This window comes from Peribacillus sp. NPDC101481 (assembly GCF_044767165.1).
GTDB lineage: Bacteria > Bacillota > Bacilli > Bacillales > DSM-1321 > Peribacillus.
The window spans coordinates 1,322,895-1,348,155 of record NZ_JBIWNJ010000001.1 but is presented as its reverse complement, the minus strand read 5'-3'; the positions used below and the strand labels follow the sequence as shown (position 1 = coordinate 1,348,155).

General features: G+C 43.4%; 20 protein-coding genes and 1 other annotated feature. Of the genes, 16 read left to right on the top strand and 4 right to left on the bottom strand.

All coding sequences use genetic code 11. From position 1 onward, the window contains the following. Positions 1–9 precede the first annotated feature (9 nt). Both ACIROD_RS06465 and ACIROD_RS06460 read right to left on the bottom strand, forming a co-directional pair. Positions 10–726 (bottom strand): (Fe-S)-binding protein, encoded by a 717-nt coding sequence (locus ACIROD_RS06465; RefSeq protein ID WP_101222868.1) that lies wholly within the window; start codon positions 724–726, stop codon positions 10–12. A gap of 191 nt (positions 727–917) precedes the next feature. Continuing rightward, a complete protein-coding gene (locus tag ACIROD_RS06460) occupies positions 918–1,637 on the bottom strand; it encodes a FadR/GntR family transcriptional regulator (protein ID WP_402938859.1) in 720 nt (239 codons plus the stop codon). 254 nt (positions 1,638–1,891) lie between these two features. On the opposite strand from ACIROD_RS06460, the gene ACIROD_RS06455 reads away from it, so the two are divergent. The 7 genes from ACIROD_RS06455 (at position 1,892) to ACIROD_RS06425 (ending at position 10,546) form a co-directional block, all read left to right on the top strand. Beyond that, positions 1,892–3,580, top strand: a complete 1,689-nt coding sequence (locus tag ACIROD_RS06455) for an L-lactate permease (RefSeq protein WP_402938856.1) — start codon at positions 1,892–1,894, stop codon at positions 3,578–3,580. A gap of 74 nt (positions 3,581–3,654) precedes the next feature. Next, the gene (locus ACIROD_RS06450; protein ID WP_402938853.1) at positions 3,655–4,767 is read left to right on the top strand and encodes a PucR family transcriptional regulator; all 1,113 of its coding nucleotides are present in this window, start codon (positions 3,655–3,657) and stop codon (positions 4,765–4,767) included. A gap of 116 nt (positions 4,768–4,883) precedes the next feature. After that, entirely contained in the window at positions 4,884–6,296 is a 1,413-nt protein-coding gene (gene glcD / locus ACIROD_RS06445; RefSeq protein WP_230176766.1) for a glycolate oxidase subunit GlcD, read from the top strand. Then, positions 6,293–7,618, top strand: a complete 1,326-nt coding sequence (locus ACIROD_RS06440) for a (Fe-S)-binding protein (RefSeq protein WP_402938849.1) — start codon at positions 6,293–6,295, stop codon at positions 7,616–7,618. The genes glcD and ACIROD_RS06440 overlap by 4 nt, the downstream gene beginning before the upstream one ends. Before the next feature lie 244 nt (positions 7,619–7,862). Next, the gene (locus ACIROD_RS06435) at positions 7,863–8,792 is read left to right on the top strand and encodes a YsnF/AvaK domain-containing protein (protein ID WP_402938846.1); all 930 of its coding nucleotides are present in this window, start codon (positions 7,863–7,865) and stop codon (positions 8,790–8,792) included. 168 nt (positions 8,793–8,960) lie between these two features. Beyond that, the gene (locus ACIROD_RS06430; protein ID WP_402938843.1) at positions 8,961–9,773 is read left to right on the top strand and encodes a general stress protein; all 813 of its coding nucleotides are present in this window, start codon (positions 8,961–8,963) and stop codon (positions 9,771–9,773) included. A 389-nt stretch (positions 9,774–10,162) separates the two neighbouring features. After that, the gene (locus ACIROD_RS06425) at positions 10,163–10,546 is read left to right on the top strand and encodes a general stress protein (RefSeq protein WP_101222856.1); all 384 of its coding nucleotides are present in this window, start codon (positions 10,163–10,165) and stop codon (positions 10,544–10,546) included. 16 nt (positions 10,547–10,562) lie between these two features. On the opposite strand, the gene sspI is transcribed toward ACIROD_RS06425, so the two are convergent. Next, positions 10,563–10,772, bottom strand: a complete 210-nt coding sequence (gene sspI, locus ACIROD_RS06420) for a small acid-soluble spore protein SspI (RefSeq protein WP_057911488.1) — start codon at positions 10,770–10,772, stop codon at positions 10,563–10,565. A gap of 122 nt (positions 10,773–10,894) precedes the next feature. On the opposite strand from sspI, the gene ACIROD_RS06415 reads away from it, so the two are divergent. The 3 genes from ACIROD_RS06415 (at position 10,895) to pheT (ending at position 15,482) form a co-directional block, all read left to right on the top strand. Continuing rightward, positions 10,895–11,653 carry a TrmH family RNA methyltransferase gene (locus ACIROD_RS06415; RefSeq protein WP_402938839.1) on the top strand — a complete coding sequence of 253 codons (759 nt, stop codon included), beginning with the start codon at positions 10,895–10,897 and terminating at the stop codon, positions 11,651–11,653. Between the two features lie 43 nt (positions 11,654–11,696). After that, positions 11,697–11,939: a binding site (T-box leader), on the top strand. Positions 11,940–11,997: 58 nt separating this feature from the next. After that, positions 11,998–13,038 (top strand): phenylalanine--tRNA ligase subunit alpha, encoded by a 1,041-nt coding sequence (gene pheS / locus ACIROD_RS06410; RefSeq protein WP_098370018.1) that lies wholly within the window; start codon positions 11,998–12,000, stop codon positions 13,036–13,038. A 29-nt stretch (positions 13,039–13,067) separates the two neighbouring features. Further along, entirely contained in the window at positions 13,068–15,482 is a 2,415-nt protein-coding gene (pheT, locus tag ACIROD_RS06405) for a phenylalanine--tRNA ligase subunit beta (RefSeq protein ID WP_402938835.1), read from the top strand. Between the two features lie 715 nt (positions 15,483–16,197). Here pheT and rnhC read toward each other — a convergent pair. Continuing rightward, positions 16,198–17,157, bottom strand: a complete 960-nt coding sequence (gene rnhC, locus ACIROD_RS06400) for a ribonuclease HIII (protein ID WP_402938833.1) — start codon at positions 17,155–17,157, stop codon at positions 16,198–16,200. A gap of 173 nt (positions 17,158–17,330) precedes the next feature. Here rnhC and zapA point away from each other — a divergent pair, with 173 nt between their 5' ends. The 6 genes from zapA to ACIROD_RS06370 all read left to right on the top strand — a co-directional run bounded on the left by zapA (position 17,331) and on the right by ACIROD_RS06370 (position 25,143). After that, a complete protein-coding gene (zapA, locus tag ACIROD_RS06395; RefSeq protein ID WP_048678967.1) occupies positions 17,331–17,591 on the top strand; it encodes a cell division protein ZapA in 261 nt (86 codons plus the stop codon). Between the two features lie 4 nt (positions 17,592–17,595). Further along, positions 17,596–18,141, top strand: a complete 546-nt coding sequence (locus ACIROD_RS06390) for a CvpA family protein (protein ID WP_101222851.1) — start codon at positions 17,596–17,598, stop codon at positions 18,139–18,141. Between the two features lie 198 nt (positions 18,142–18,339). Beyond that, positions 18,340–20,058: a DNA polymerase/3'-5' exonuclease PolX gene (gene polX, locus ACIROD_RS06385; protein ID WP_402938830.1), complete on the top strand. Its 1,719-nt coding sequence runs from the start codon at positions 18,340–18,342 to the stop codon at positions 20,056–20,058. A 35-nt stretch (positions 20,059–20,093) separates the two neighbouring features. Next, on the top strand, positions 20,094–22,448 hold the full coding sequence (locus ACIROD_RS06380; protein WP_402938827.1) for an endonuclease MutS2: 2,355 nt from the start codon (positions 20,094–20,096) through the stop codon (positions 22,446–22,448). Positions 22,449–22,513: 65 nt separating this feature from the next. Then, on the top strand, positions 22,514–22,921 hold the full coding sequence (locus ACIROD_RS06375) for a DUF350 domain-containing protein (protein WP_034309012.1): 408 nt from the start codon (positions 22,514–22,516) through the stop codon (positions 22,919–22,921). Positions 22,922–23,445: 524 nt separating this feature from the next. Further along, positions 23,446–25,143: a long-chain-fatty-acid--CoA ligase gene (locus ACIROD_RS06370; protein ID WP_402938824.1), complete on the top strand. Its 1,698-nt coding sequence runs from the start codon at positions 23,446–23,448 to the stop codon at positions 25,141–25,143. Positions 25,144–25,261: the final 118 nt, after the last annotated feature.

Below are 25,261 nucleotides of genomic sequence, written 5' to 3'. Positions count from 1 at the left end.
TCGCTTTCTTTAAATACTATTCAGGACTTCCGCAATATGAAGCACTTGCACCGGTTGCCCCTTCCTTTGGATCCGCCCGCCGATATTCATCAAACATCCTGCATCCCCGCCGATTAAAAAATCTGCCCCGGTATCTTCAATATTGCAGACTTTCTCCTCGACCATTTGCCCGGAAATGTCACCCATCTTGACCGAAAAGGTTCCCCCGAACCCGCAGCAGTTTTGGGCATCCGGAAGTGGTGTCATTTCCAGCCCCCTGACATGGCTTAACAAAATGGCAGGTGCTTCCTTGACCTTAAGCAGCCGTGTCATATGGCATGAAGTATGATAAGTGGCCTTTCCCTTAAGGGTCGCCCCGACGTCGGTCACTTTTAAGACATCCACGATGAATTGGGTCAATTCATATGTTTTAGCCGCTAATGATGCCGCTTTCTTTTCCCATTCGGCATCCCCTTTGAATAGGGCCGGATATTCCTTGAACATCGCTGCACAGGAACCGGAAGGGGTTACGATGTATTCAGCATCCGCGAACGTTTTAATCATCTTTTTCATGGCTTCCTTCGATTCCTTCGTATACCCGCTATTATATGCCGGCTGTCCGCAGCATATCTGGGATTCCGGGAAATCGATCTCACAGCCTAATCTCTCGAGTAGCTCCACTGTCGCTTTGCCGACATTGGATTGAAACAAATCGACTAAACATGTTGCAAAGAGAGTAACTTTCAATCTGAACTCCTCCTATTTCAAATAAGTTAACAGGTCATCTGATGACTAGAAAATGGAAAAAGGAAATGGTTTAGAGAATATACCAATTTCCATGATTTTTTAAATGAGATAATCGTTTTCAAAATAATATATCAATTTTATCCTTTTTTGTATAGGGTATTTTTGAAATTAATGAAAGGTCAACTATGCTTTTACTGATTTTTTTGGATGACCCGGTCAAGTGATTCCTCGACACTTTGAAGGTGAAACAGCATGGCACTGCGGGCTCCGTCTTCATCCTGTGCCAAGATTGCATCATAAATCCTGACATGCTGCTGATAAAGCTGCTTAAGTGTCATCTCTTCGGAATAAAGCGCAATCCGACGGATATCACGCATCTTTTCCATCATTAATTCTGAAACATGGTTCATCAATGTAATCAGCAGCTCATTTTGTGATGCGTTTGCCACTGCAACATGGAAGGCGATATCCGCTTTATCACTGAGTTCTTCATCATCTGATACCTTTTCCATATTAAAAAGCCTGTCCTTGAGTTCGATAAGGTTTTCTTCCGTTCTTTTTTTCGCTGCCACTTCTGCCGTACCGGACTCAAGTATTTTCCGAACTTCCAGTAAATGCTTGATATTGTCTTGATCCATCAAAAGGGCGGCAGACAAGGGGTGGTTCATGATGGCGGGGTCGAAGGTTTTAACGAATGTTCCTTCACCTTGTTTTATTTCAATAAGACCCATTGAACTCAATGCACTTAATGCTTCACGGATGGCCGGGCGCCCGACTTGGAAATTTTCCGCAAGCTGCTGAATCGAATCCAATTGTTCACCTGGTTTCAGGCTGCCTGACCGAATCATTTCATAAAGTTCATCGCTGACTTCTTCATAAATTTTTTTCGGCTTTATTTTTTTATATACCAAGTAGTAGCACCTCTATTTTCTATGAGTTTCTCTGATTAATATTATATAACACAAATGCTATATGACACTTCCAGAAGGGTGAAAAATCAACAAAAAATAAAAAAAATCTTGATTTTATATTTTCAATCATTTAATTTTAATGAGTACTCATCAAGTCATCTGATGACTTTGAATATTTCGATATGTAAGGGGTTTCAATTAGCAATTGATTTCTGAATTTTTTAAAAAATCTATAGAAAATGGAGTCGAAATGAATGACATGGACACAAAACTTTACGCCGATCACCGATAATTTAGTTTTATCATCTCTTGCCGCACTCATTCCAATTCTTTACTTTTTCTGGGCACTTACCATCAAACGTATGAAAGGCTACATTGCAGGTATAACCACTTTGCTTGTAGCTCTTGCAGTGGCTGTATTGATATATGGAATGCCTGCAGGAAAAGCAGTGATGTCTGCTTCACAGGGAGCCGTATATGGGCTGCTCCCAATCGGATGGATAATCATCACTTCCGTATTTTTGTACAAAATGACTGTTAAAAGCGGACAATTCAATATCATTCGTTCTTCAGTGCTTTCGCTTACGGAAGACCGCCGTCTCCAGGCATTATTGGTGGCATTTTCTTTCGGGGCATTTTTAGAAGGTGCCGCGGGATTTGGAGCACCTGTCGCCATTTCGGCTGCGCTTTTGGTCGGTCTCGGATTTAACCCGCTATATGCAGCCGGAATTTGTTTGATCGCGAATACCGCTCCGGTAGCATTCGGGGCAGTTGGAATACCGATTATCGCCATGGAAGGCCCTACTGGCATAGCCGCCATGGAGATCTCAAAAATGGTCGGCCGCCAATTGCCATTCCTTTCGGCTTTCATTCCGCTTTATCTCATTTTAATAATGACTGGGTGGAAAAGGTCGCTTGAAGTCCTGCCGGCAATTTTGGTTTCCGGATTTTCCTTTGCCATCACACAGTACTTAAGTTCAAATTTTCTTGGGCCCGAACTACCGGACATCCTTTCCGCGTTAGTGTCACTATTTGCATTGGCAATCTTCCTTAAATTCTGGAAACCTAAAACGATCTTTCGCTTTGCCTCCGAGGAAACGGCAGCCACTGTCGAACCTTTATATACAGCCGAAGCGGAGACAAAATACACGAAATGGCAGATATTCCATGCTTGGTCACCATTCCTTCTGTTAACGCTTTTCATAACAATATGGGGGATGAACCCAATAAAGCCGGCTCTCTCCGGACATTATGAAGGCAACAATGTGCTGCTTGGCGCAATCAATGAAATCGGGAAGCTATTAACCTTCCAAATCGAAGTCCCAGGTCTGCATAATGAGATAATCGGAAGCAATGGATTGCCGATTGCGGCTTTCTATAAAATAGAACTGCTCGGGGCAGCCGGGACTGCCATTTTACTGGCTGCAATCGTAACGAAGTTCATCGCACACATGTCTGCAAAAGACTTTTATAGCACCTTTGTTGAAGCGATGAAAGAGTTGGCAAAGCCCATCTTGATGATTTCTACCGTGGTGGCCTTTGCCTACGTGACGAATTCTTCAGGAATGTCGACAACATTAGGGATGACCCTTGCAAAATCGGGTGATTTATTTCCGTTCTTCGCACCGGTTCTCGGCTGGCTAGGGGTGTTCATTACCGGATCGGATACATCAGCCAACCTCTTATTTGGCAGTCTGCAGAAAGTGACCGCTCTTAAAGTTGGAATGGAACCGGTGCTGGCACTGGCGGCGAACTCTTCCGGAGGGGTCACCGGAAAGATGATCTCACCACAATCGATAGCGATTGCATGTGCTGCCGTTGGCTTGGCGGGCAGGGAATCGGAATTATTGAGATTCACGCTCAAACATAGTCTTTTCTTATTGCTGCTTGTTTGTGTGATTACCTTCTTGCAAAATGGCGTCCTTTCCTGGATGATTCCATAAGTAGAATGAGGCTCCCTTTTCATAGGGGAGCCTCGAAATATTTTTCAAGCCCATACAAAAAAGGAGGACATATAATGCAATTGGCAGCTGTGGCAGGGAAATTGGTTCATGAGGTTCGGAAACTGATTGAAGAGGAAATCATCATTATTGATAATGCTGGCACAATTATCGCCAGCACCGACAGCAGCCGTATTGGATCTTATCATGAAGGAGCCATTCACGCTTTCAACAATCGTGAGAAATTGATCATCAACAAACAGGATGAACGTAGTTGGAAAGGAGTGAAGGCAGGTATAAACCTACCTATTTTCTTCAACCAGGAAGCCGTCTGTGTCATTGGAATTACAGGTGACCCCAAACATGTTTCCCCTTATGCGGAACTATTAAAAAAGATGACGGAGATGTTCATTCAGGAAAGCTATCATATCGAACAAGCAGAATCCCAATCACGTCTGATGGAATTCTTTGTATTTGAATGGCATCAGCTGCAGACGTTCAATGAACATTTCCTTCAGAAGGCCAAGTTGCTTGGGGTCGATGTTCATGCAGACCGAATCATCACTCTTGGGGAATTCAAGACTGAGGAAATCATTGAACCTCATGTATGGAGAACGCTTCAGATTTACATAAGCCAGCAGCATCCCAATGACATCGCAGTCCGTTGGGGGAGGAACCAATTCGTCATTCTTTCAATAGCCGATTTCATCGGTTCAAAAAACCAGCAATATAAGAAACTAAGTAAACTGCAAAAAAAGCTAGAGGAGAGTTCGGGTTATAAAGTGTGTGCAGGAGTAAGTTCGCGTGCATCAGGATCCGCTTTCAGGTCGGCGTTTTTTAAAGCGGAACGTTCCTTGAAAATCGCGTGTCCTTCATCAGGGATCATATTTGACGAGGACTTGAAGCTTGAGGTCCTGTTTGATGAAGTTACCGCTGAAACAAAACAGGAATATTTATCCAGGACAATTCAGGAGCTGCTTCCTAATGAGGAGCTGCTTAAAACCCTCTCCATGTATTTTGCATGTGATCTATCTTTGAAGGAAACAGCCGCAGCCCTGCACATCCATATCAATACCCTTCATTACAGGCTTAAGCGCATAGAAGATTTGACCCGACTGAACCCTAGGAAGCTAGCCGATTTAGTCACTATGTATCTAGCGGTAAGAGTATTGGATAAACATACAAAATAATTCTCTGGAAAGCACTAAATTCTATATATTCATACATAGAAGGCCAAGTGTTTTTTTCTTATACTTACAACATATAAAAAATCTCGAAATTTCCTATGTTTATGAGGAGGATGTACATGTTAACAAAACAGGTTAAGCAGCTACTTCTTACCATCGTCGGTCAGGAGAATTACGATGACTCGAAAGTGGAATGTCTAGTCTATTCATATGATGCAACGCCAGGCTTTCAAGCGATGCCGGATGCTGTCATTAAACCGGGCAGCACAGCTGAAGTCGCAGCCATCGTCAAAGTTTGTAACGAATATAATGTTCCGATCGTTCCACGCGGGTCTGGGACGAATTTGAGCGGGGGCACCTGCCCGACAGAGGGTGGGCTTGTCCTTTTATTCAATCGAATGAATTCATTACTTGAAATAGATGAGGAGAACTTAACGGCTACCGTACAGCCTGGGCTCATCACATTGGACTTGATTTCAGCAGTTGAAGAGAAGGGATTGTTTTATCCGCCGGATCCGAGTTCGATGAAAATCTCCACGATTGGCGGCAACATTAATGAGAACTCTGGCGGACTGCGAGGATTAAAGTACGGAGTCACCCGTGATTATGTCATCGGGCTTGAAGTCGTCCTTCCGAACGGGGACATCATTCGAACAGGGGGCAAGCTTGCCAAAGACGTAGCCGGATATGATTTAACGAAACTATTTGTCGGATCGGAAGGGACCTTGGGAATCGTTACGGAAGCGATCCTAAAGCTGATCCCCATGCCGGAAACGACAAAGACGATGCTTGCCTTATATCAAGATCTGGATGCTGCAGCCCAGTCAGTGGCAAAGATCATTTCAAATAAAATCATTCCTGTTACATTGGAATTTCTGGATCGGCCGACTTTGATAGTTGTTGAAGACTTCGCGAAAATCGGTTTGCCCACCAATGTGGAAGCGGTCCTGCTGATTGAACAGGATGGGCCGCCTGAAGTGGTGGAACGTGATATGAAAAGGATGGCCGATATCTGTCTAGAGGAGAAGGCGGTTTCAGTGGAAATTGCCGAAACGGAATCTGACGCTGTCGCCTTGAAAACAGCAAGACGGACAGCCCTTTCCGCACTGGCACGCCTAAAGCCGACAACCATTTTGGAAGATGCCACCGTTCCCCGCTCGGAAATTGCCAAAATGGTTAAAGCAATTAATGAAATCGCAGACAAGCATGACGTGGATATTTGCACTTTTGGTCATGCTGGGGATGGGAACCTGCATCCAACGTGCATTACCGACGCTCGTGATCATGAGGAAATGGAGAGGGTGGAGCTCGCTTTTGCCGACATTTTTGCCGCGGCTATCGACCTTGGCGGGACGATTACCGGTGAACATGGTGTAGGAGCGATGAAGGCCCCGTATCTTGAATGGAAGCTGAAGAAAGAAGGGATTGACGCAATGAGGGCGATTAAACAAGCTTTCGATCCCAATAACATCATGAATCCCGGCAAAGTATTTGCCAAGGAAACCAGGAAAAGAGTGGTGGTTACTTCATGACGACAGTTCAGGAAAGGAAAACTATTGCCATTCAATTCGCGGAAAAAATGAATGAAGATGAATTGTTGAATTGTATGCGCTGCGGCTTTTGCTTACCCCATTGCCCGACATACATAGAATCGGGGCTAAAGGAATCCCATTCACCAAGGGGCCGGATCGCACTTATGAAAGCGGTGGCGGATGGTGTGATTGAGCCTGATGAGGATGTAGAACGTTCGTTGAGTCTTTGCCTCGGCTGCAGGGCTTGTGAGCCTGTGTGTCCTTCAGGTGTCAAATATGGACATCTTCTTGAAGAAGCAAGGGATATCATCCATCAGAATAAAAAACACAGTTACCCTGTAAAAACGATTCGCAAGGCCGTCTTTAGTGGGTTATTCCCACACCAGGAGCGAATGCAGGCCATGACGAGTTTGCTTGGCTTCTATCAGAAATCAGGACTGCAATACATTGCCCGTAAAACGGGAGTCCTCAGCCTGCTTCCGGAAAATTTGGCAACCATGGAAAAAGTGCTGCCGAAAGTCCCGAAAAAATCAGAAATGAAAAATAGGCCGACCAAGCTGCCTGCAACCGGAACGCCGCTCAAAAAGGTGGCTTTCTTTTCCGGCTGCTTGATGGATACGATGTTTTTGGAAACGAACAAGGCCACATTAAAGCTTCTTCAACTGGCCGGATGTGATATCGTGATTCCGAAATCCCAGGCATGTTGCGGGGCGCTGCACGGGCATAGTGGCGAAAAAGAAGGTGCTAAGCAACTGGCCAAGCGTAATATAGAAGCTTTTGAAGCAGAGGAAGTTGATTATATTATTACGAATGCCGGCGGCTGTGGAGCTTTTCTCATAGATTATGACCATCTGCTCCAAGCTGAACCAGAATGGCACGACCGTGCAATCGCATTTAAAAATAAGTTGAAAGATATCAGCGAGATACTTGTTGATTTGCGTTTCCAGGAAAAGGTTCGCTTGAAATTGCCGGCTCAATCGGTAACTTTTCAGGATTCCTGTCACTTACGGAATGTGATGAACACCTCATTGGCTCCGCGAGTTCTCCTTCAATCGATAGAAGGAATCGACTTCAGGGAAATGAAGGATGCGGATCGGTGCTGCGGCTCCGCAGGGATTTATAATATTGTTGAATCAGAGATGTCCATGAATATTCTTGACTCTAAAATGGAGAACACGAAATCGACACACGCCGATATTGTTGTAACGGCAAACCCTGGCTGTTTGTTACAAATGCAATTGGGGATCGAGAGGGAAAACTTGGGGGATTGTACGAAAGCAGTGCATATTGCAGACCTGCTAATAAAGGCTGTGGCTTTATAATAGAAGAAAAAAGAATGTAAATAGAAAACAAATGTAATTATTTGGTTAAACATTACATTTTTATAAATGAGGAATCCCTTGCAAAGTCTGGGTTTTAGAAAAAATGCGTTCTTTGCTGAGAACGAATTGTAAATGTTATAACAAAAAAGAAATATTGATTCCTCGTTTACTTAGGACCATGGCGGGTAGTGTTTATATATAGCATCCACTAAACGAAACAACAAAACCTAAGGAGGAATGTAAAATGAATAAAACAGTATATGGAGTTTATGAATCAAACGCAGAAGTGATCCAAGCAATTAATGCACTTAAGGCAAAGGGTTTTGAAGGGGACGATATTACTGTCGTCGCGGACAAGGAAGAAACATTGGATTTCACGAACCACAAACGCGAAACGGATGTTCATACAATGACCAATGTTCCTAACGACGAATCGTTTATGGACAAGGTGGCACGTTTCTTCATGCCGGAAGATACGGCAGATCTTTCAACAAGATTGGCGAATGCAGGCCTTTCGAATAATGAAGCGGCTGAACATGTCTTTGATGTAGAGAACGGAAAAGTCCTGGTTCTGGTTGAAGAAGGTGAAGGCCATCTTGGAACGGCAAAAGATAAATTCACGACCGGAACAATGGACACTGCCGGTACAAGGCTTGATACAAACTCCACCAACCAACTATTTAACGGCACTGAAAAAACCGATGCATTAAATAAAGAAGATGTATATGGAGTCAACGGACACGGCCGTGAATTGCCAGAGGATGAAAGGACGCTTACACTACGCGAAGAACAGCTGAACATCGATAAAGAAAAAGTTCAGACAGGTGAAGTCGTCATTAACAAAGAAGTCAATGAACAGCATAAAACGATAAATGTCCCTGTTGAACACGAAGAAGTGACAGTCGAGCATAGATCAGTTTCAGGACGTGAAGCGAATCTGGAAACCGGGAGCATTGAAGATGGGGAAACAATCAGGATCCCTGTTGTTGAAGAAAAATTGGAAGTTTCGAAAAAACCGGTCGTCACTGATGAAATTGTCATCAAGAAACATGCTGTACAAGAAACGGAACAAGTTCAGGATACTCTTAAAAAGGAAGATATTCAGCTTGATAGTACAGATGATTCGATCGTGAATGAGAAAAAGGCAACTGAACATAGAACCGACCGCTTCTAAGCTTGGAGGAAAAAGCCTGCAGTTTTAATACTGCAGGCTTCTTTTTGATTTTAGAGACTTATTAAAGGTTCTAGCTTAGGGAAGGCAAACCTTTTTGTTTAATTAGCACCCATCAGGGTATAAATACACATAAGAAGAAATATCGGAATAATAGGAGGAGGAAGAAGCATGGGAAAAACATTATATGGTGTTTTTAATACGGAAAGAGAACTAATCCAGGCTATACAATCCCTCAAGGGAAAGGGGGTCCATGAAGGAGAAATAACGGTAATGGCTGATAGGAAAGAAGATTTGGATTTCGTCAAAGAAAAGCGTGATCCGGATGTCGAAGTCGTTACTAACTTAAATGAGGATTCCTTCATTGATAAGATGCAACATTTTTTCCTGAACGAGGGTTCTGAAGATATAAGGAACCGACTAGGTGAGTTAGGGCTTGCCGATAGTGAAGCCACTGCTTATATAAATGAAGTGGAGGCTGGAAAATTCCTGATTCTTTTAGATGAATCGAAAACCGTATCAGCACGAGAGAACATAACTTCCGACCGCATCGAGGATACGGACGAACCTGCAGAGAATCCGCTTAAAACAGGAGTGGTGAACAATCCGGACCCTAACCTTTTTCCTGAAACAACAGCGAATGCCTATCAATCAGGAGAAGTGGAAGCACAGCCAGGAAGAAGGGAAGAGCTTCACGGGAATTCGGCTAACATCTTTGAAAATGAAGAACTGGGTACGAAGCGAGCTCAAGAAAGGGAAATCTGGGGGAACTCCACGGAAAAATTCAAGAAGCAAAAACCAGGTAATCATGAAGGAACACTGGCAAGCGACCCTCATGCAGACCCGTTTTCTGCCGATACTGACAAAGCCCTCCATGCCCAAGGATCACTGGATCAGACTCTGAGCCCGAATGCGAGCGGACAGCAAGAGGAAGGCTTGCAAGAAGAATACATCAAAAATCGAATCAATACCGACAATCTGTAATACGCAAAAAGAACAGCCTGCACAAGGCTGTTCTTCAGTTTGTGGATAAAGAGGGTTTCGGAAAATATATCTTTATCTTATGTTCCCGAAAAATCTGACCCAAAGCAACATCTTATATCCTCCGATTTGATATAGTTGATTGGAGCGAGCGGGTGCCTGGAATGGAAATCAACGTCCAAGTTGTACAAGCCATAAAGAAATTGCAGGCAAACTCGATTCTTCATCTAGTTTGTCTACAGGCTGTTTTTTAAAAATCCTTTAGGCAAAGGGTTTTCCCGTTAATTAGTTGCGAATTTCCGCTATACTATTTGCTTGTTTAAAGTTAAAGCCGCAAGGTATAATGACTAAGGAATTTTATTTTTAGTAGAGTAACAAGGAGAGGGAGAAACATGGAAAAAAACGTATATGGTGTTTTTGACTCTAATCCGGAAATACTTGCTGCAATTCAAGACTTAAAAGCTAAAGGCATATCTGGCACCCAAATGACAGTGGCAGCTGATATAAAAAATCACGTGCAGCTTGGAAATGAACATACGGATATACTGATCATTGCCAATCAGGATAAGGAGGACACTCTTTTCTTGAAAATTTTCCATTACTTCACAGATGAAGGATCTGGAGATTTACGCAGCTTTTTCACGAAATATGGCTACTCTTTTGCTGAGACAAAAGCGATGCTTGAAGAAGTGAGCTCAAAAAAACTCATCTTGCTGCTTGATGAAGAAGTCTCCATCGAAAAACTTAAGGCTGGCGAAGCGAAATCAAAAAAATAACAGCCTGCTAAGGCTGTTATTTTTTTAATCCTGCTTCGAGGGCAGTGATCATTTCCTGTTTTTCCTGCTCGGATGAATTTTGCCAGATGACCTCGAATAATACTCCCAATCCAGGAAGCATTTTTTCCTCGCCATTTTGTATGGCATCGACAATCGTGTCTTCCAGCTGCTCTTGCGAATTTCCAGATACATTTTGGATGATCGCATTACGTAAGTTTAAATTCATAATTATTCCTCCTCTAACACATAATGACTGACATTAATAGCATTTCACAAACTCGCATGCAATATGTATGCGAATTGCGTTATAATAGGAAAATCAGTGTGAAGTTAAAGGAGCGTTTACCCTTGAAATATATCGAATCCGTAAAAAACCCGCAAGTTAAGCATTGGAAAAAACTTTTGACAAAAAAAGAACGCGAAAAAACAGGTAAATATTTAATCGAGGGTTTTCACTTAGTTGAAGAAGCCTTAAAAGAAGAAATCGTCTTGGAAGTGATCATAAATGAAGAAACTGAAATGCCTGCCCATTTTAAGGTGGAAGGCACAGAACTCATTTATGTGAAAAATGATATTATGAAGGCGATATGCGATACCGAAGCCCCGCAGGGAATTGCCGCGGTTTGTGAACAGAAATCAACGAGCATGGCGTCCATCAATCCGGATAAGCTATTGTTGATCGATGCCGTTCAAGATCCGGGTAATATTGGAACGATGATCAGGACAGCGGATGCTGCTGGAATCGATGCGGTCATACTTGGCGAAGGGTGTGCCGACTTGTATAATCCCAAAGTGGTCCGTTCGACGCAAGGAAGCCTCTTTCATATGCCTGTCATTAAAGGGAACCTTTCCGAAATCATCGATGAGCTGAAGCAAGGCGGCACACCGGTTTATGGCACGGCATTAGAAGGCGCATCGCCATTTGAGGAAGTGGAAAAGTCTTCCCGATTTGCCCTCCTGGTCGGTAATGAAGGCCAAGGGGTATCGAAGGAATTATTGGTGAAAACGACTAAAAACCTTTATATTCCCATCTACGGAAAAAGCGAATCATTGAATGTGGGTATCGCTGCCGGGATTTTAATGTACCATTTACGAAAATCGATTTGAAACGGCCGAAGAATTATAATATAATAAAACAGAATTTTATAATGAAACGACGATGACAAAGACTAGTAGCTTTAGTTAACCATATCCAGGGAGAAAATGCCTTGACTGAAAGCATTTTTATGGCACTGCTTAAGTGAATTCACCTTTCGAGTTGGCATTGGGAAGACAGGATGTCTGAAAAATGTTCCGGTGAAGAGCCGTTATTTTTAATGAAGTGAGTGCAGAAGTTTTTTTGTTTTGTGCACTAATAAGGGTGGTACCGCGATACATAAACCTCGTCCCTTTAGGGATCGGGGTTTTTTTGTGTTCATTTTTACAAAAGGAAAATAAAGGAGGAAGACATGATGCAGGAACGTTTACTAGAACTGCAGGAAGAAGCGTTGCAAAAAGTTGCCGCCGCTTCCGAATTAAAAGAACTGAATGAAGTCCGTGTTGCTTATTTAGGGAAAAAAGGGCCAATCACTGAGGTATTGCGCGGCATGGGTAAATTATCTGCCGAAGAACGCCCGAAAATCGGGGCACTTGCCAATGATGTACGGGAAGCGATCGCAACAAAGATCGAGGAGAAACAAAAAGCACTTGAAACTGCGGCAGTCAATGCAAAGCTAGCAACTGAAACGATTGACGTCACACTTCCAGGACGTCCGGTAAACAAGGGGAACCTTCATCCATTAACACGTGTCGTGGAAGAAATCGAAGACTTATTCATCGGTATGGGTTATACCGTCGCGGAAGGTCCTGAAGTTGAAAGCGACTATTACAACTTCGAGGCACTTAACTTGCCAAAAAGCCATCCGGCACGTGATATGCAGGATTCCTTCTACATCACGGATGAAATCCTGATGCGTACGCATACGTCACCTGTTCAAGCAAGAACGATGGAAAAACATAAAGGTCAAGGTCCTGTTAAAATCATTTGCCCAGGAAAAGTATACCGCCGTGATAACGATGATGCGACACACTCCCATCAATTCCAGCAAATTGAGGGCTTGGTCATCGATGAGAACATCAGCATGAGCGATCTGAAAGGAACACTAGACGTATTTGCGAAAAAAGTATTCGGGCAAGACCGTGAAATCCGTCTTCGTCCTAGTTTCTTCCCATTTACCGAGCCTTCCGTCGAAGTCGATATTTCTTGTAAAATCTGCGGCGGTAAAGGCTGCAGCGTTTGTAAACAAACAGGCTGGATCGAAGTGCTTGGCGGTGGAATCGTTCATCCGAACGTCCTTGAAATGGCTGGCTTCGATTCCAAGAAATACTCTGGCTTCGCATTTGGAATCGGTGTGGAACGGATTGCCATGTTGAAGTACGGCGTGGACGATATCCGTCATTTCTATACGAATGATGTCCGATTCTTAAAACAATTCAACCATCACGAAGCATAAATTTTTTATTTTAAAAAGGAGGACCTACCATGTTTGTGTCATATAAATGGTTACAAGATTATGTTGACCTTTCAGGCATCAATGCGACGGAGCTAGCTGACAAAATCACGAAAAGCGGCATTGAGGTTGAAGGGGTAGAAAAGAAAAGTGAAGGGCTAAAAGGGGTCGTCATCGGGCATGTCCTAGAACGTGAACAGCATCCAAATGCGGATAAATTGAATAAATGCCAAGTTGATATCGGGGCTGAAAATCCCGTTCAGATCATCTGTGGAGCACCGAATGTCGATAAAGGTCAAAAAGTCGCAGTCGCTACTGTTGGCGCGGTCCTTCCAGGTAACTTCAAAATCAAGAAAGCGAAACTTCGCGGAGAGGAATCGCACGGGATGATTTGCTCGCTTCAGGAATTGGGCTTCGAATCCAAGCTCGTTTCCAAGGATTATGCTACAGGTATCTTCGTCTTCCCGAATGATGTGGAAGTAGGGAAAGATGCATTGGGGGAACTTGGTTTAAGTGATGAAGTGCTGGAACTTGGGCTGACTCCAAACCGTTCCGACGCTTTGAGCATGCTTGGTGTTGCATACGAAGTGGGAGCGATTCTAGGCCGGGAAGTGAAATGGCCGGTTGTCGAGAAAGAAGAGGCAGCTGAAAAAGCAACTGATTATATCAGTGTCAAAGTGGAAGCGAAAGAAGATAACCCGATATACATGGCTAAAATCATCAAGGATGTTAAGGTCGGCCCTTCACCGCTTTGGATGCAGACTAGGTTGATGTCTGCAGGTATCCGACCTCATAATAATGTCGTGGATATCACGAACTACATTTTACTTGAATACGGCCAACCGCTCCATGCCTTTGATTATGACCGCTTTGGTTCAAAGGAGATCGTCATCCGCAGAGCGAAGGATGCTGAAAAAATCGTAACATTGGATGAAACTGAACGCACTTTGACACCTGACCATTTAGTGATCACAAATGGCAGCGAGCCTGTTGCGATAGCTGGTGTGATGGGCGGAGCTGATTCCGAAGTTAAAAATGATACGACGAACATCATTATTGAAAGTGCATATTTTGCAGGTACAGTAGTTCGTAAAGCATCAAAGGACCATGGATTACGCAGTGAAGCCAGTGCCCGCTTTGAAAAAGGCGTCGACCCAGCACGTGTACGTGAAGCTGGAGAACGTGCTGCACAATTGATTGCGCAATATGCAGGCGGAACAGTCTTACAAGGAGCAGCAGAAGTTGACGAATTGACAATGGAACCTGCAGTCATTAGCATCACTCTTGAAAAAATCAACACACTTCTTGGCACAAGCATGACCGTATCAGTTGTGGAATCAATCTTCAAACGTCTGCAATTCGGCGTTGAACTTGACAATGAAACATTCACAATCACAGTCCCGACGCGCCGTGGTGATATTACGATTGAAGCTGATTTAGTCGAAGAGGCTGCACGTTTATATGGATATGATAACATTCCCGCTACACTTCCAATCGGCTCTGCTACCTCAGGCCAATTGACTGACTATCAAATTAAACGGAGGAAGGCACGCCGTACACTTGAAGGCGCAGGCCTTTATCAAGCGGTGACCTATTCACTGACAAGCCAGGAAAAAGCGTCCCAATTTGCATTGGAAGCAAGAGAATCCATACGATTAGCAATGCCAATGAGTGAAGAACGGAGCCAGCTGCGTTTAAGCATCGTGCCTCAATTGCTGGAAGTCGTGAAATATAACAATGCCCGCCAAATTGATTCACTGGCACTGTATGAAATCGGTTCGGTATTCTTTAAGCGTGACGAACAAGAGCTGCCTGAAGAAAAAGAACATATTGCTGGAGCAATCACAGGCCTATGGGAGTCACATCTATGGCAAGGTGAAAAGAAACCAGTGGATTTCTTTGTAGCCAAAGGCGTGATCGAAGCATTATTCGACACACTTGGATTAGCTGATCAAATCAGTTATCGCCAAGCGGAAATCAACGACATGCATCCAGGACGGACAGCGGAAGTACTATTGAATGGTGAAGTGATTGGCTTTATCGGCCAAGTGCACCCAACTGTCCAAAAAGACTTGGATATTAAAGAAACATACATTTTCGAACTTTCCTTAAAAGCATTGGCAGAAGCCGAAGTCGCGCCGATTGCTTACCAAACCATTCCGCGCTATCCATCAACCACACGCGATATCGCGCTCGTTGTGGATCAAGCTACGAAAGCCGGGGACATTCAGGAAATTATTGAAGAAGCCGGTGGCAAATTGCTGAAAGAAGTAAGCATCTTCGACTTATACGAAGGTGAAAGAATGGAGGAAGGCAAGAAATCCATTGCCTACTCACTGAAATACTTCGACCCGGAACGTACTCTAACGGACGAGGACATTACAAAAGCACATGATAAAGTGCTTGAAGCCGTTAAAGAAAAAGCTGGCGCAGAGCTAAGAGGATAAAACCAAAAAGACAGCTCCCTGAATCTTGGGGAGCTGTCTTTTAGGATTTTACGAGTAAATAGTGCAAATTCACGAGTAAATTGCGATAATTCACGAGTAAATGGAGCGAACTCACGAGTAAATGACGTGAATTCACGAACGAGTAAATGACGTGAATTCACGAGTAAATAGCGTAAACTCACGAGTAAATGGTGCAAACTCACGAGTAAATAGCGTAAATTCCCGAGTAAATGGCGCGAACTCACAAGTAAAACGCAAATTCACGAGTAAATAGCGCAAACTCAAGAGTAAATGGCGCAAATTCACGAGTAAATGCTCGAACTCACAAGTAAATGATGCAAACTCACGAGTAAAACGCAAATTAACGAGTAAATAGCGCAAACTCACGAGTAAAAAGCGTAAATTCACGAGTAAAAGGCGCGAACTCACAAATAAATGGCGCAAACTCACGAGTAAAACGCAAATTCACGAGTAAAAAGCGCAAACTCACGAGTAAAAGGCGAGAATTCACGAGTAAATAATGCGAACTCACGAGTAAAACGCAAATTCACGAGTAAATAGCGCAAACTCAAGAGTAAAAAGCGCAAACTCACGAGTAAATGGTGCAAATTCACGAGTAAAAAGTGGAAACTCACGAGTAAAACGCAAATTCACGAGTAAATAGCGTAAATTCACGAGAAAAAGGCGGCTTTTCCAAAAGATCAGCCGCTTTCTTCTATTTATGATATTTCTGTTGATATAGTCGCTTCGCTTTTTCTGTATTGGCGAAGTGGGTTTTCGTGAATTCGTTTAATGAATCGATTCCTTTTTCATGAATCAATCTTGCGGCCGCTTCATCGACTGCAAATCCGGCTCCTTTAGGGATTTTGAATCCGGCCTTTTCACTCAGCAAGTCAAAGCGTTTCACGAATGCATATCGGGCCAGGATGGATGCGGCTGCTACTCCAAGGTGTATGCCTTCCGCTTTTGTGCATAGATAGGTGGCGTTGGCTTGAAATAGTTCTTGCCCTTTAAGGTAATTGAAAAATACCTCTGGTTGGGCGAATTGATCAATAAGGACCGCTTCCGCTTGTTCCGGGTGGATTTTTTGCATGAGATTCTTGATTGCTTGGTTATGGAGGAGTGCCTTCATTTTTCCTTGTGACATTCCCTTTGCCTGGAGCGCATTATATTTCGGGTTGTCGCATGTGAGCAGGCTGAATGGCACTACATCCTTAATCTGTTTGGCGATTTCGATGATCTGTGGATCTTTGAGATTTTTGGAATCCTGGACACCAAGCTCCTTTAATAGGGCTAGTTGTTCCTTTTTTGCATATACGGCTACGACGGTGATCGGGCCGAAATAGTCTCCTGTTCCGACCTCATCGGATCCAATCACAGACATGGTTCCGATATTTGCAGGCGGCGAATATCGATGGACATTGACTGATGCAGAGGATGTCGTTTTTTTCTTTGGAGCAGCAGCAGTGGTGCCATTTTGCCATTTTACTGCTTCTAGCTCGGCATTTTTACCCTGAAAAAGCACCTTTCCAGATTTATAGGCGGTCACCGTACATAAATGCGGTTTGGCAGAAAAGATGCTCCCGGGCGGCAGCTTGGCGGCCAAGGATGAAGAATAGTGGGACTTCATAGCCTTTATTTGTTCAGGGCTGATAAGTAAAACAACATGGGACATAATGGGTAAGCTCCTAACTTCATTTTGTTTATTAGGTAATCCTCTTCCTAAAATTCGTTTTCGTTTGACAAATTATTGAAATTTTTATGCGAGAAATGACGATGTACTCTCTTTCATGACGAAAAACTTCGTGATATGATAGAATTAGGATTGTTTAGATTGGGGGCATCATTTTGTCAGACGATAAACGAAATAAAACAACAGTTGATATATACGGACAACCATATACAATCGTCGGCACAGAAAGCGCAAGTCATATGCGCCTGGTCGCTTCGATGGTTGACGAAAAAATGAGAGAGATCAGGATGAAAAATCCATACTTGGATACAAGTAAGCTAGCGGTGCTAACGGCCGTGAATACCATCCACGAATATATTAAATTAAAAGATGAATTAGACCAGCTTCAACTGGAATTAAAGAGAGAGAAGGACTGAGTACATGCTTGATTTAGCAATTCTGGCCATTCTTTTAATCGGTTTATTAATCGGTTTAAAGCGTGGCTTCATTTTACAAACGGTTCATATGACAGGGTTCATAGTAGCCTTCATCGTCGCCTATGTATTTTACGGAGATCTTGCTCCCAATTTGAAATTGTGGATTCCTTTTCCAACGATGGGAGATTCCTCGACCCTTAATATGTTTTTCGATACAGTCGGGCTTGATACGGCGTATTACAATGCAATTGCCTTTGCAATCATTTTCTTTGCTGCCAAGATTCTTTGGCAAATGATAGGATCCATGCTCAACTTCATTACCCATCTTCCGATATTAAAGCAGCTGAATCGCTGGGGTGGAGGGATATTGGGCTTTCTCGAAGTCTATCTTATCATGTTTATTATATTATATATAGCTGCCATGCTGCCAATGGATTCAATCCAGAAACCATTAACGGGCTCGTTTCTGGCAGAATCGATCGTGAAACATACGCCGTTCCTATCCGAGCAGGTGAAGGAACTTTGGTTTCATGATCTAAAACAATCTTAATGTCAGTATAAGTGGGCCTGCCTCCCCCGTTCAAAGTCCTGGATTCCTATACTTTGAACGGGGGAGGCCCCTTTTTATGTAGCAGCATGTAATTCCCCCTAAGTTAAGAATCGGACAGCTTGTACTTTACCTCCAAGAAAGGTATCTTTAAGAAAGTGAACATGGGAGACCCTACTAATTTTTCCGGCGGTGAATTAAATGACAATTAATAAAAAAGATATCATTAAATTATTAGAAAAAATTGCAATATATATGGAATTAAAAGGAGAGAACCCGTTCAAGGTTTCAGCTTTCCGAAAGGCAGCAGGCGCCTTGGAAACGGATGACCGGAGCCTGTCGGAGATCGAAGATTTTACCGCTTTAAATGGAATCGGGAAAGGAACGGCATCCGTCATCGAAGAGTATATAAATGAGGGGAAATCGACTGTACTTGAAGAGCTTCAGGAGCAGGTGCCAAAAGGATTGATTCCGCTCTTGCAGCTTCAAGGTTTGGGAGGGAAGAAAATTGCCAAGCTTCATAAAGAGCTGCATGTCAAAGATGTGAATGATCTTAAAATCGCCTGTGAAGAAGGCAGGGTCGCGGCGCTTGCCGGTTTCGGCAAAAAAACGGAAGAGAAGATCCTGTCTGCAATTGCCGAGGCGGGTTCAAGGCCCGATCGACTCCCCCTTGCCTTCATGAGGCCGATTGCGGCTGATATTGAAACGGCCCTTGCTAACATGGAATACATCATCCGTTCTTCCAGGGCCGGCAGCATCCGGCGCATGAGGGAAACGATCAAGGACCTAGATTTCATCATTTCGACAGATCATCCCGAAGAGGTTAAAAATCAACTGCTAGCAATAAAAGGGATAAAGCAGGTAATTGCGGCCGGTGATACAAAAGTATCGGTCGTGCTTGATTATGAATATGATATTTCTGTTGATTTCCGAATCGTTAAGGATAAGGAATTCATCACGACACTCCATCATTTTACAGGTTCGAAGGATCACAATGTGCGGATGCGCCAGCTTGCTAAAGATCGCGGAGAGAAAATCAGCGAATATGGGGTGGAAGTGACTGAAACCGGTGATGTATTGACGTTTGAAACGGAAGAACAATTTTATAACCATTTTGGCCTTCCTTTCATTCCGCCAGAAATACGTGAAGATGGAACGGAAGTCGAGCATTATGATGCTAATGAACCTCTCATATCTTTAGAGGCCATTAAAGGTGATCTGCATATGCATACCACATGGAGTGATGGGGCTCATACGATTGAAGAAATGATTGAAGCATGCCGTGCAAAAGGGTATCGATATATGGCCATCACCGATCATTCGCAATATCTGAAAGTGGCGAACGGCTTGACCGCGGAACGTTTACGAGAACAAAAACGAATCATCCATGAACTTAATGAAAAATACGCTGACTTTACCGTTCTTTCAGGGATTGAAATGGATATACTTCCTGATGGGACACTTGATTATGACGATGAGCTGCTTGCAGAGATGGATTTGGTGATCGCATCGATTCACTCAAGCTTTTCACAGCCGCGGGAAACGATCATGGAGCGCTTAAAAACGGCTCTGAATAATCCTCATGTAGATATCATCGCCCATCCAACGGGAAGGATCATTGGCAGACGCGCCGGATATGATGTGGATATAGAGATGCTGATCGAACTGGCTCGTGAAACGAATACCGCCTTGGAATTGAATGCGAATCCGAACCGATTGGATTTGGCACCTCCCCATCTGCGCAAGGCGCAAGAAGCGGGAGTTCCTATCATAATCAATACGGATGCCCACAGCATCGACATGCTTGAACATATGCCTGTTGGGGTCTCGTCAGCCAAAAAGGGCTGGATTAAAGAATCAACGGTTCTTAATGCAAGGGATACGGATGGATTATTGGCGTTTTTAAAGAGAAATGATTAACTATTTGCCCATAAATAAGGAGGAGCTTTAACTCCATGCATAAAAAAGCTTTAAAGACATTGGAATTTCATAAAATAAAAGAACAATTAATCTCACACGCATCCTCATCCATAGGAAAAGAGAAGGCAGAGCAATTAATGCCTTCCACGGATTTTGAAGAAGTGTCGAGATGGCAGGAAGAAACAGATGAGTCAGCCAAAATCGTCCGGTTGAAAGGTAACTTGCCATTGGGCGGGATTTTCGATATCCGTCCACATGCAAAAAGGGCACAGATTGGCGGAATGCTCTCACCGATGGAACTGATGGAACTTGCGAGTACGATTCGTGCCGGCAGGATCCTCAGCCGTTTTTTCGAAGAACTCGCAGAGCAGGAAATTGATGTTCCGCTATTAGCTGAATATATCGATTCCCTTCATCCGTTGATTGATTTGCAACAGGAAATTACGTTTGCAGTAAGCGAACATGGCGAAGTGATGGATTCTGCCAGCGACAAGCTTCGTACCCTAAGAAACCAAATTCGGACGAACGAAAGCCGCGTCAGGGAAAAACTAGAAAGTATGATCCGTTCTTCAAATGCATCAAAAATGTTATCCGATGCCATCATCACCATCCGGAATGATCGATTCGTCATCCCGGTAAAACAGGAATACCGCAGTGTATATGGCGGAATCATTCATGATCAATCATCATCAGGGCAGACGTTGTTCATTGAACCGCAAGCAATTGTTCAACTGAATAATGTCCTGCAGGAAACCCGGGTGAAGGAAACGCAGGAAATAGAACGGATATTGGTTGAACTATCGGAAAAAGTCGGTGCGTTCACCCCTGAATTGCTTCATAATGTCAAAGTGCTTGCACAAATCGATTTCCTTGTTGCCAAGGCAAAATATGCAAAAGCGATAAAAGGATCCAAGCCGATTCTGAATAATGAGGGACGCGTGAAATTATTCAAAGCGAAACATCCGCTCATTCCGAGTGATGTTGTCGTAGCCAATGATATTTTTCTTGGTGATGAATTTACGACAATCGTCATCACCGGTCCGAATACAGGAGGGAAGACGGTTACCCTGAAAACGATAGGCCTCTGTACGTTAATGGCCCAGTCGGGTCTGCAAATCCCTGCGCTGGATGGTTCCGAAACGGCTGTGTTTTCTTCTGTTTATGCCGATATTGGCGATGAACAGTCGATTGAACAAAGCTTAAGTACATTCTCTTCCCATATGGTCAACATTGTCGATATCCTTAAGCATGTCGATTATGACAGCCTTGTTTTATTCGATGAGCTTGGAGCGGGAACAGATCCACAGGAAGGTGCCGCTTTGGCCATTTCCATTTTGGATGAAGTGTATAAGCGCGGAGCACGTGTAATTGCAACGACACATTACCCGGAATTAAAAGCGTATGGATATGATCGGGAAGGCGTCATTAATGCAAGCGTCGAATTTAATGTGGAAACCTTGAGTCCCACCTACAAACTTTTGATCGGTGTACCAGGGCGGAGTAATGCTTTTGAAATTTCCAAGCGTCTTGGTTTGGAAGAAAGCGTGATAAGCAGCGCCCGCAGTCATATTGGTGAGGACACGAATAAAGTTGAAAATATGATAGCATCCCTTGAGGACAGCCGCAAGAAGGCTGAAGAAGAGGAGCTGGAAGCCAAGAATCACCTGAAAGAGGCGGAAATTCTTCATAAAGACCTTCAAAGGCAAATTGATGAGTACTATGAAGAACGGGATGCGATGGTCGAAAAGGCAGCAAAACAGGCAGCAGCAATCGTTGAAAATGCACAAAAGGAAGCGGAAGCGATCATTGCCGATTTACGTAAACTGCGACTGGAAAAGCATGCCGATGTTAAAGAGCATGAACTGATCGATGCCAAAAAGCGGCTTGAAGAAGCAGCGCCTAAAGTGAAAAAAACGTCAAATAAAGCTGCTAAGCCGCTGGATAAAAGCTTGAAACCTGGAGATGAAGTTAAGGTAGTAAGCTTTGGTCAAAAAGGTCACTTGATTGAGAAGGTCTCAAATAATGAATGGCAGGTTCAGATCGGCATCATGAAGATGAAGGTGAAGGAGTCTGACCTGGAATTCATCAAGAGCACAAAAGTAAAAGAAACAAAGCCGCTTACCACAATCAAAGGCCGCGATTATCATGTTAGCGTGGAACTTGACCTCCGTGGAGAACGCTTTGAAAATGCAATTTCAAGAGTGGAAAAGTACATTGATGATGCTCTTTTGGCCGGTTATTCGAGTGTTTCCATCATTCATGGTAAAGGAACGGGCGCTCTTCGGTCCGGAGTCCAGGAATACTTGAAAAATCACCGCTCTGTTAAAAGGATTCGCTTCGGGGAAGCCGGTGAAGGCGGAACAGGTGTTACGGTGGTGGAATTTAAATAAAGGAAAGCGGTCACTCCGGCTATTTAGCCAAGCCGGGTGGCTAGTTACCATTCGGGAGTTGGACCATGGAGAACATGTGGGAAAATGAATATGTATATATAGCTGCTCGTTACAGTGTCGTTATTTTGTGCATGATTGTTTTTTTAGCCATTTTTGAACTTGTCACAAAGTACAAGAACTGGGAGGAAATCAAACAGGGAAACCTTTCTGTCGCATTGGCAACAGGTGGTAAAATATTTGGGATCGCCTATGTATTCCAACAGTCCATTCTCCATCAGAATTCGCTTCTTACCATGATTGGCTGGGGCGTATACGGATTTGTCCTGCTGTTAATCGGGTATTTCATTTTTGAATTTATGACTCCTGGATTTAAAATAGATGAAGAAATACAAAAAGATAATCGGGCAGTTGGATTCCTATCGATGATCATATCTATCGCATTATCTTTTGTCATCGGCGCCGGAATTTCTTAATGCCCTTCATGAGAGGGAGTAAGCTGTGGAGAAACTTGCAAAAGTATTAATTGTTTGTTGCGGTATCTTTTTTCTGTTTGGAATCATTTATATGACATTCTTCAATTGAAGCGGCCATTGTGCCGCTTCTTTTATTTGAACTCTTACAAAAGTTAGAAATAACATTGGTCAAATAGACTTTACGGCAAAGGAAGAGAAATATGGCTCACTCCAAATTGATACAAAAGATTGAAGCATTATCACTTAATGCTTTACCGTGCATGCAAACTTATATGAGATGAAACCTTCACTAGAATTGAAGGTAAACTGGTTCTACCCTAATTTGTCTACAGTCTGTAAGGAGTGGATCCACTCCTTTTTTTTCTCTCTTTTAATGTATTTCGTTCCCTGTGGTTGGCATAGGATATATACTGGTCTGCTTCTCATCATAAGGTCTTTATACTCTGAAATTCGGCAATTGTAAGAAAATCCCGATTGTATTATAATGATTAAGAGTATTGAGAATATTCAGAAGGAGGGGGCAAATGAGCAATAAGCCATGGCAAGCTATTTATCCGGAACAGATACCCGCTGTTTTGTCGTACGAAGATAAACCTCTATATTCTTTTTTGAAGGAATCAGCTGAAGAATTCCCTGATAAAGTATCGATTCATTTCCAGGGAAAAGAATTAACTTTCCGGGAAGTGCATGAATCGGCTTTAAAGTTTGCAGCCTATTTAAAAAGTATCGGTCTTCAAAAAGGTGAACGCGTTGCCGTCATGCTTCCAAACTGCCCTCAGGGTGTCATAAGCTTTTTTGGGATTTTGATGGCCGGCGGAGTCGTGGTTCAAACGAATCCAACCTATACGGAACGTGAATTAGAATATCAAATGAAAGATTCCGGAGCGAAAATAATTTTAGCGATGGATATTTTATTTCCCCGTGTCACAGCAGTGGCATCAAGAACGGATATAGAACATATAATTGTAACCGCTATCAAGGAATATTTACCATTCCCGAAAAATCTTATCTATCCTTTTATCCAAAAAAAGCAATACGGCATTGTCATCAATGTGGAGCATGATGGGAATCATCATTTATTTTCCGAAATCATGAAACGAAAGATCACTGAAGAAGTCACAGTGCCAATCGATGTGGATAATGACCTTGCGCTTTTGCAATATACAGGTGGGACAACAGGCTTTCCCAAAGGGGTCATGCTTACCCATAAGAACATGCTGGCAAATACGAAAATGTGCAATGCATGGCTTTATAAAAATAAGCGCGGTGAGGAAAGGATCCTTGCGATTCTGCCTTTCTTCCATGTATACGGTATGACTACAGTTTTGGTTTTATCCGTCATGGAAGGGAACACCATGATCATCATGCCAAAATTTGATGTCGAAGCGACGCTTAAAACCATTCAAAAACAGAAACCGACCATGTTTCCAGGAGCACCCACGATGTATATTGGCCTCTTGAACCATCCGGATATCGCCAAATATGACCTTTCTTCCATCAATGCCTGTATAAGCGGTTCTGCATCATTGCCCTTAGAGGTCCAGGAGCAGTTTGAGAAAATTACCGGCGGAAAGCTTGTTGAAGGCTATGGGCTTTCAGAAACCTCACCGGTGACACATGCTAATTTCATTTGGGATCAGCCGCGTGTAAAAGGAAGCGTTGGACTGCCTTGGCCAGATACCGACTCGGTGATTCTGTCCCTGGAAAACTTTGAAGAGCTTCCTCCGAATGAAATTGGAGAGATTGCAATAAAAGGACCACAGGTGATGCAAGGATATTGGAATCGTCCGGATGAAACGGAAAAAACCTTTAAAAATGGCTGGCTGCTTACTGGCGATCTGGGTTACATGGATGAGCAGGGGTTCTTTTATGTCGTCGAGAGGAAAAAGGATACAATCATTGCAGGCGGTTTCAATATATATCCACGTGAGGTGGAAGAGGTGCTATACGAGCATGAGGCCATACAGGAAGTGGTTGTGGCAGGTATCCCTGACCCATATCGCGGGGAAACCGTCAAGGCCTATGTCGTACTGAAAAAAAATGCGAGGGTCACAGAAGAGGAATTGAATGAATTTGCCAGAAAGAACCTGGCTTCCTATAAGGTGCCGCGCAGCTATGAATTCAGGAATGAACTTCCAAAAACGACGATAGGAAAGATCCTGAGAAGGGTCCTAATCGAGGAGGAAAAGAAAAAAATATCCGAGGAAAGAAAAGAAGCTTAAACATGCACCCCCCTTTTAACGGAGCAGCGGAAGAGAGCTCCGTGTTTTGCAAAACGGCTGGACAACCTATGGATGGGGACTGTACAATGAACAGAAGTGAATGTCAGGCCCCTTAGAA

Excerpts from the sequence above, each read along its gene's own strand:
- ACIROD_RS06450 (WP_402938853.1), top strand. The coding sequence starts at position 3,655 with ATGCAATTGGCAGCTGTGGCAGGGAAATTGGTTCATGAGGTTCGGAAA.
- sspI (WP_057911488.1), bottom strand. The coding sequence starts at position 10,772 with ATGAATTTAAACTTACGTAATGCGATCATCCAAAATGTATCTGGAAAT.
- polX (WP_402938830.1), top strand. The coding sequence starts at position 18,340 with ATGACAATTAATAAAAAAGATATCATTAAATTATTAGAAAAAATTGCA.
- ACIROD_RS06425 (WP_101222856.1), top strand. The coding sequence starts at position 10,163 with ATGGAAAAAAACGTATATGGTGTTTTTGACTCTAATCCGGAAATACTT.
- ACIROD_RS06430 (WP_402938843.1), top strand. The coding sequence starts at position 8,961 with ATGGGAAAAACATTATATGGTGTTTTTAATACGGAAAGAGAACTAATC.
- ACIROD_RS06375 (WP_034309012.1), top strand. The coding sequence starts at position 22,514 with ATGGAGAACATGTGGGAAAATGAATATGTATATATAGCTGCTCGTTAC.
- pheS (WP_098370018.1), top strand. The coding sequence starts at position 11,998 with ATGCAGGAACGTTTACTAGAACTGCAGGAAGAAGCGTTGCAAAAAGTT.
- ACIROD_RS06435 (WP_402938846.1), top strand. The coding sequence starts at position 7,863 with ATGAATAAAACAGTATATGGAGTTTATGAATCAAACGCAGAAGTGATC.
- rnhC (WP_402938833.1), bottom strand. The coding sequence starts at position 17,157 with ATGTCCCATGTTGTTTTACTTATCAGCCCTGAACAAATAAAGGCTATG.
- ACIROD_RS06455 (WP_402938856.1), top strand. The coding sequence starts at position 1,892 with ATGACATGGACACAAAACTTTACGCCGATCACCGATAATTTAGTTTTA.
- ACIROD_RS06440 (WP_402938849.1), top strand. The coding sequence starts at position 6,293 with ATGACGACAGTTCAGGAAAGGAAAACTATTGCCATTCAATTCGCGGAA.
- glcD (WP_230176766.1), top strand. The coding sequence starts at position 4,884 with ATGTTAACAAAACAGGTTAAGCAGCTACTTCTTACCATCGTCGGTCAG.
- ACIROD_RS06370 (WP_402938824.1), top strand. The coding sequence starts at position 23,446 with ATGAGCAATAAGCCATGGCAAGCTATTTATCCGGAACAGATACCCGCT.
- pheT (WP_402938835.1), top strand. The coding sequence starts at position 13,068 with ATGTTTGTGTCATATAAATGGTTACAAGATTATGTTGACCTTTCAGGC.
- ACIROD_RS06390 (WP_101222851.1), top strand. The coding sequence starts at position 17,596 with ATGCTTGATTTAGCAATTCTGGCCATTCTTTTAATCGGTTTATTAATC.
- ACIROD_RS06380 (WP_402938827.1), top strand. The coding sequence starts at position 20,094 with ATGCATAAAAAAGCTTTAAAGACATTGGAATTTCATAAAATAAAAGAA.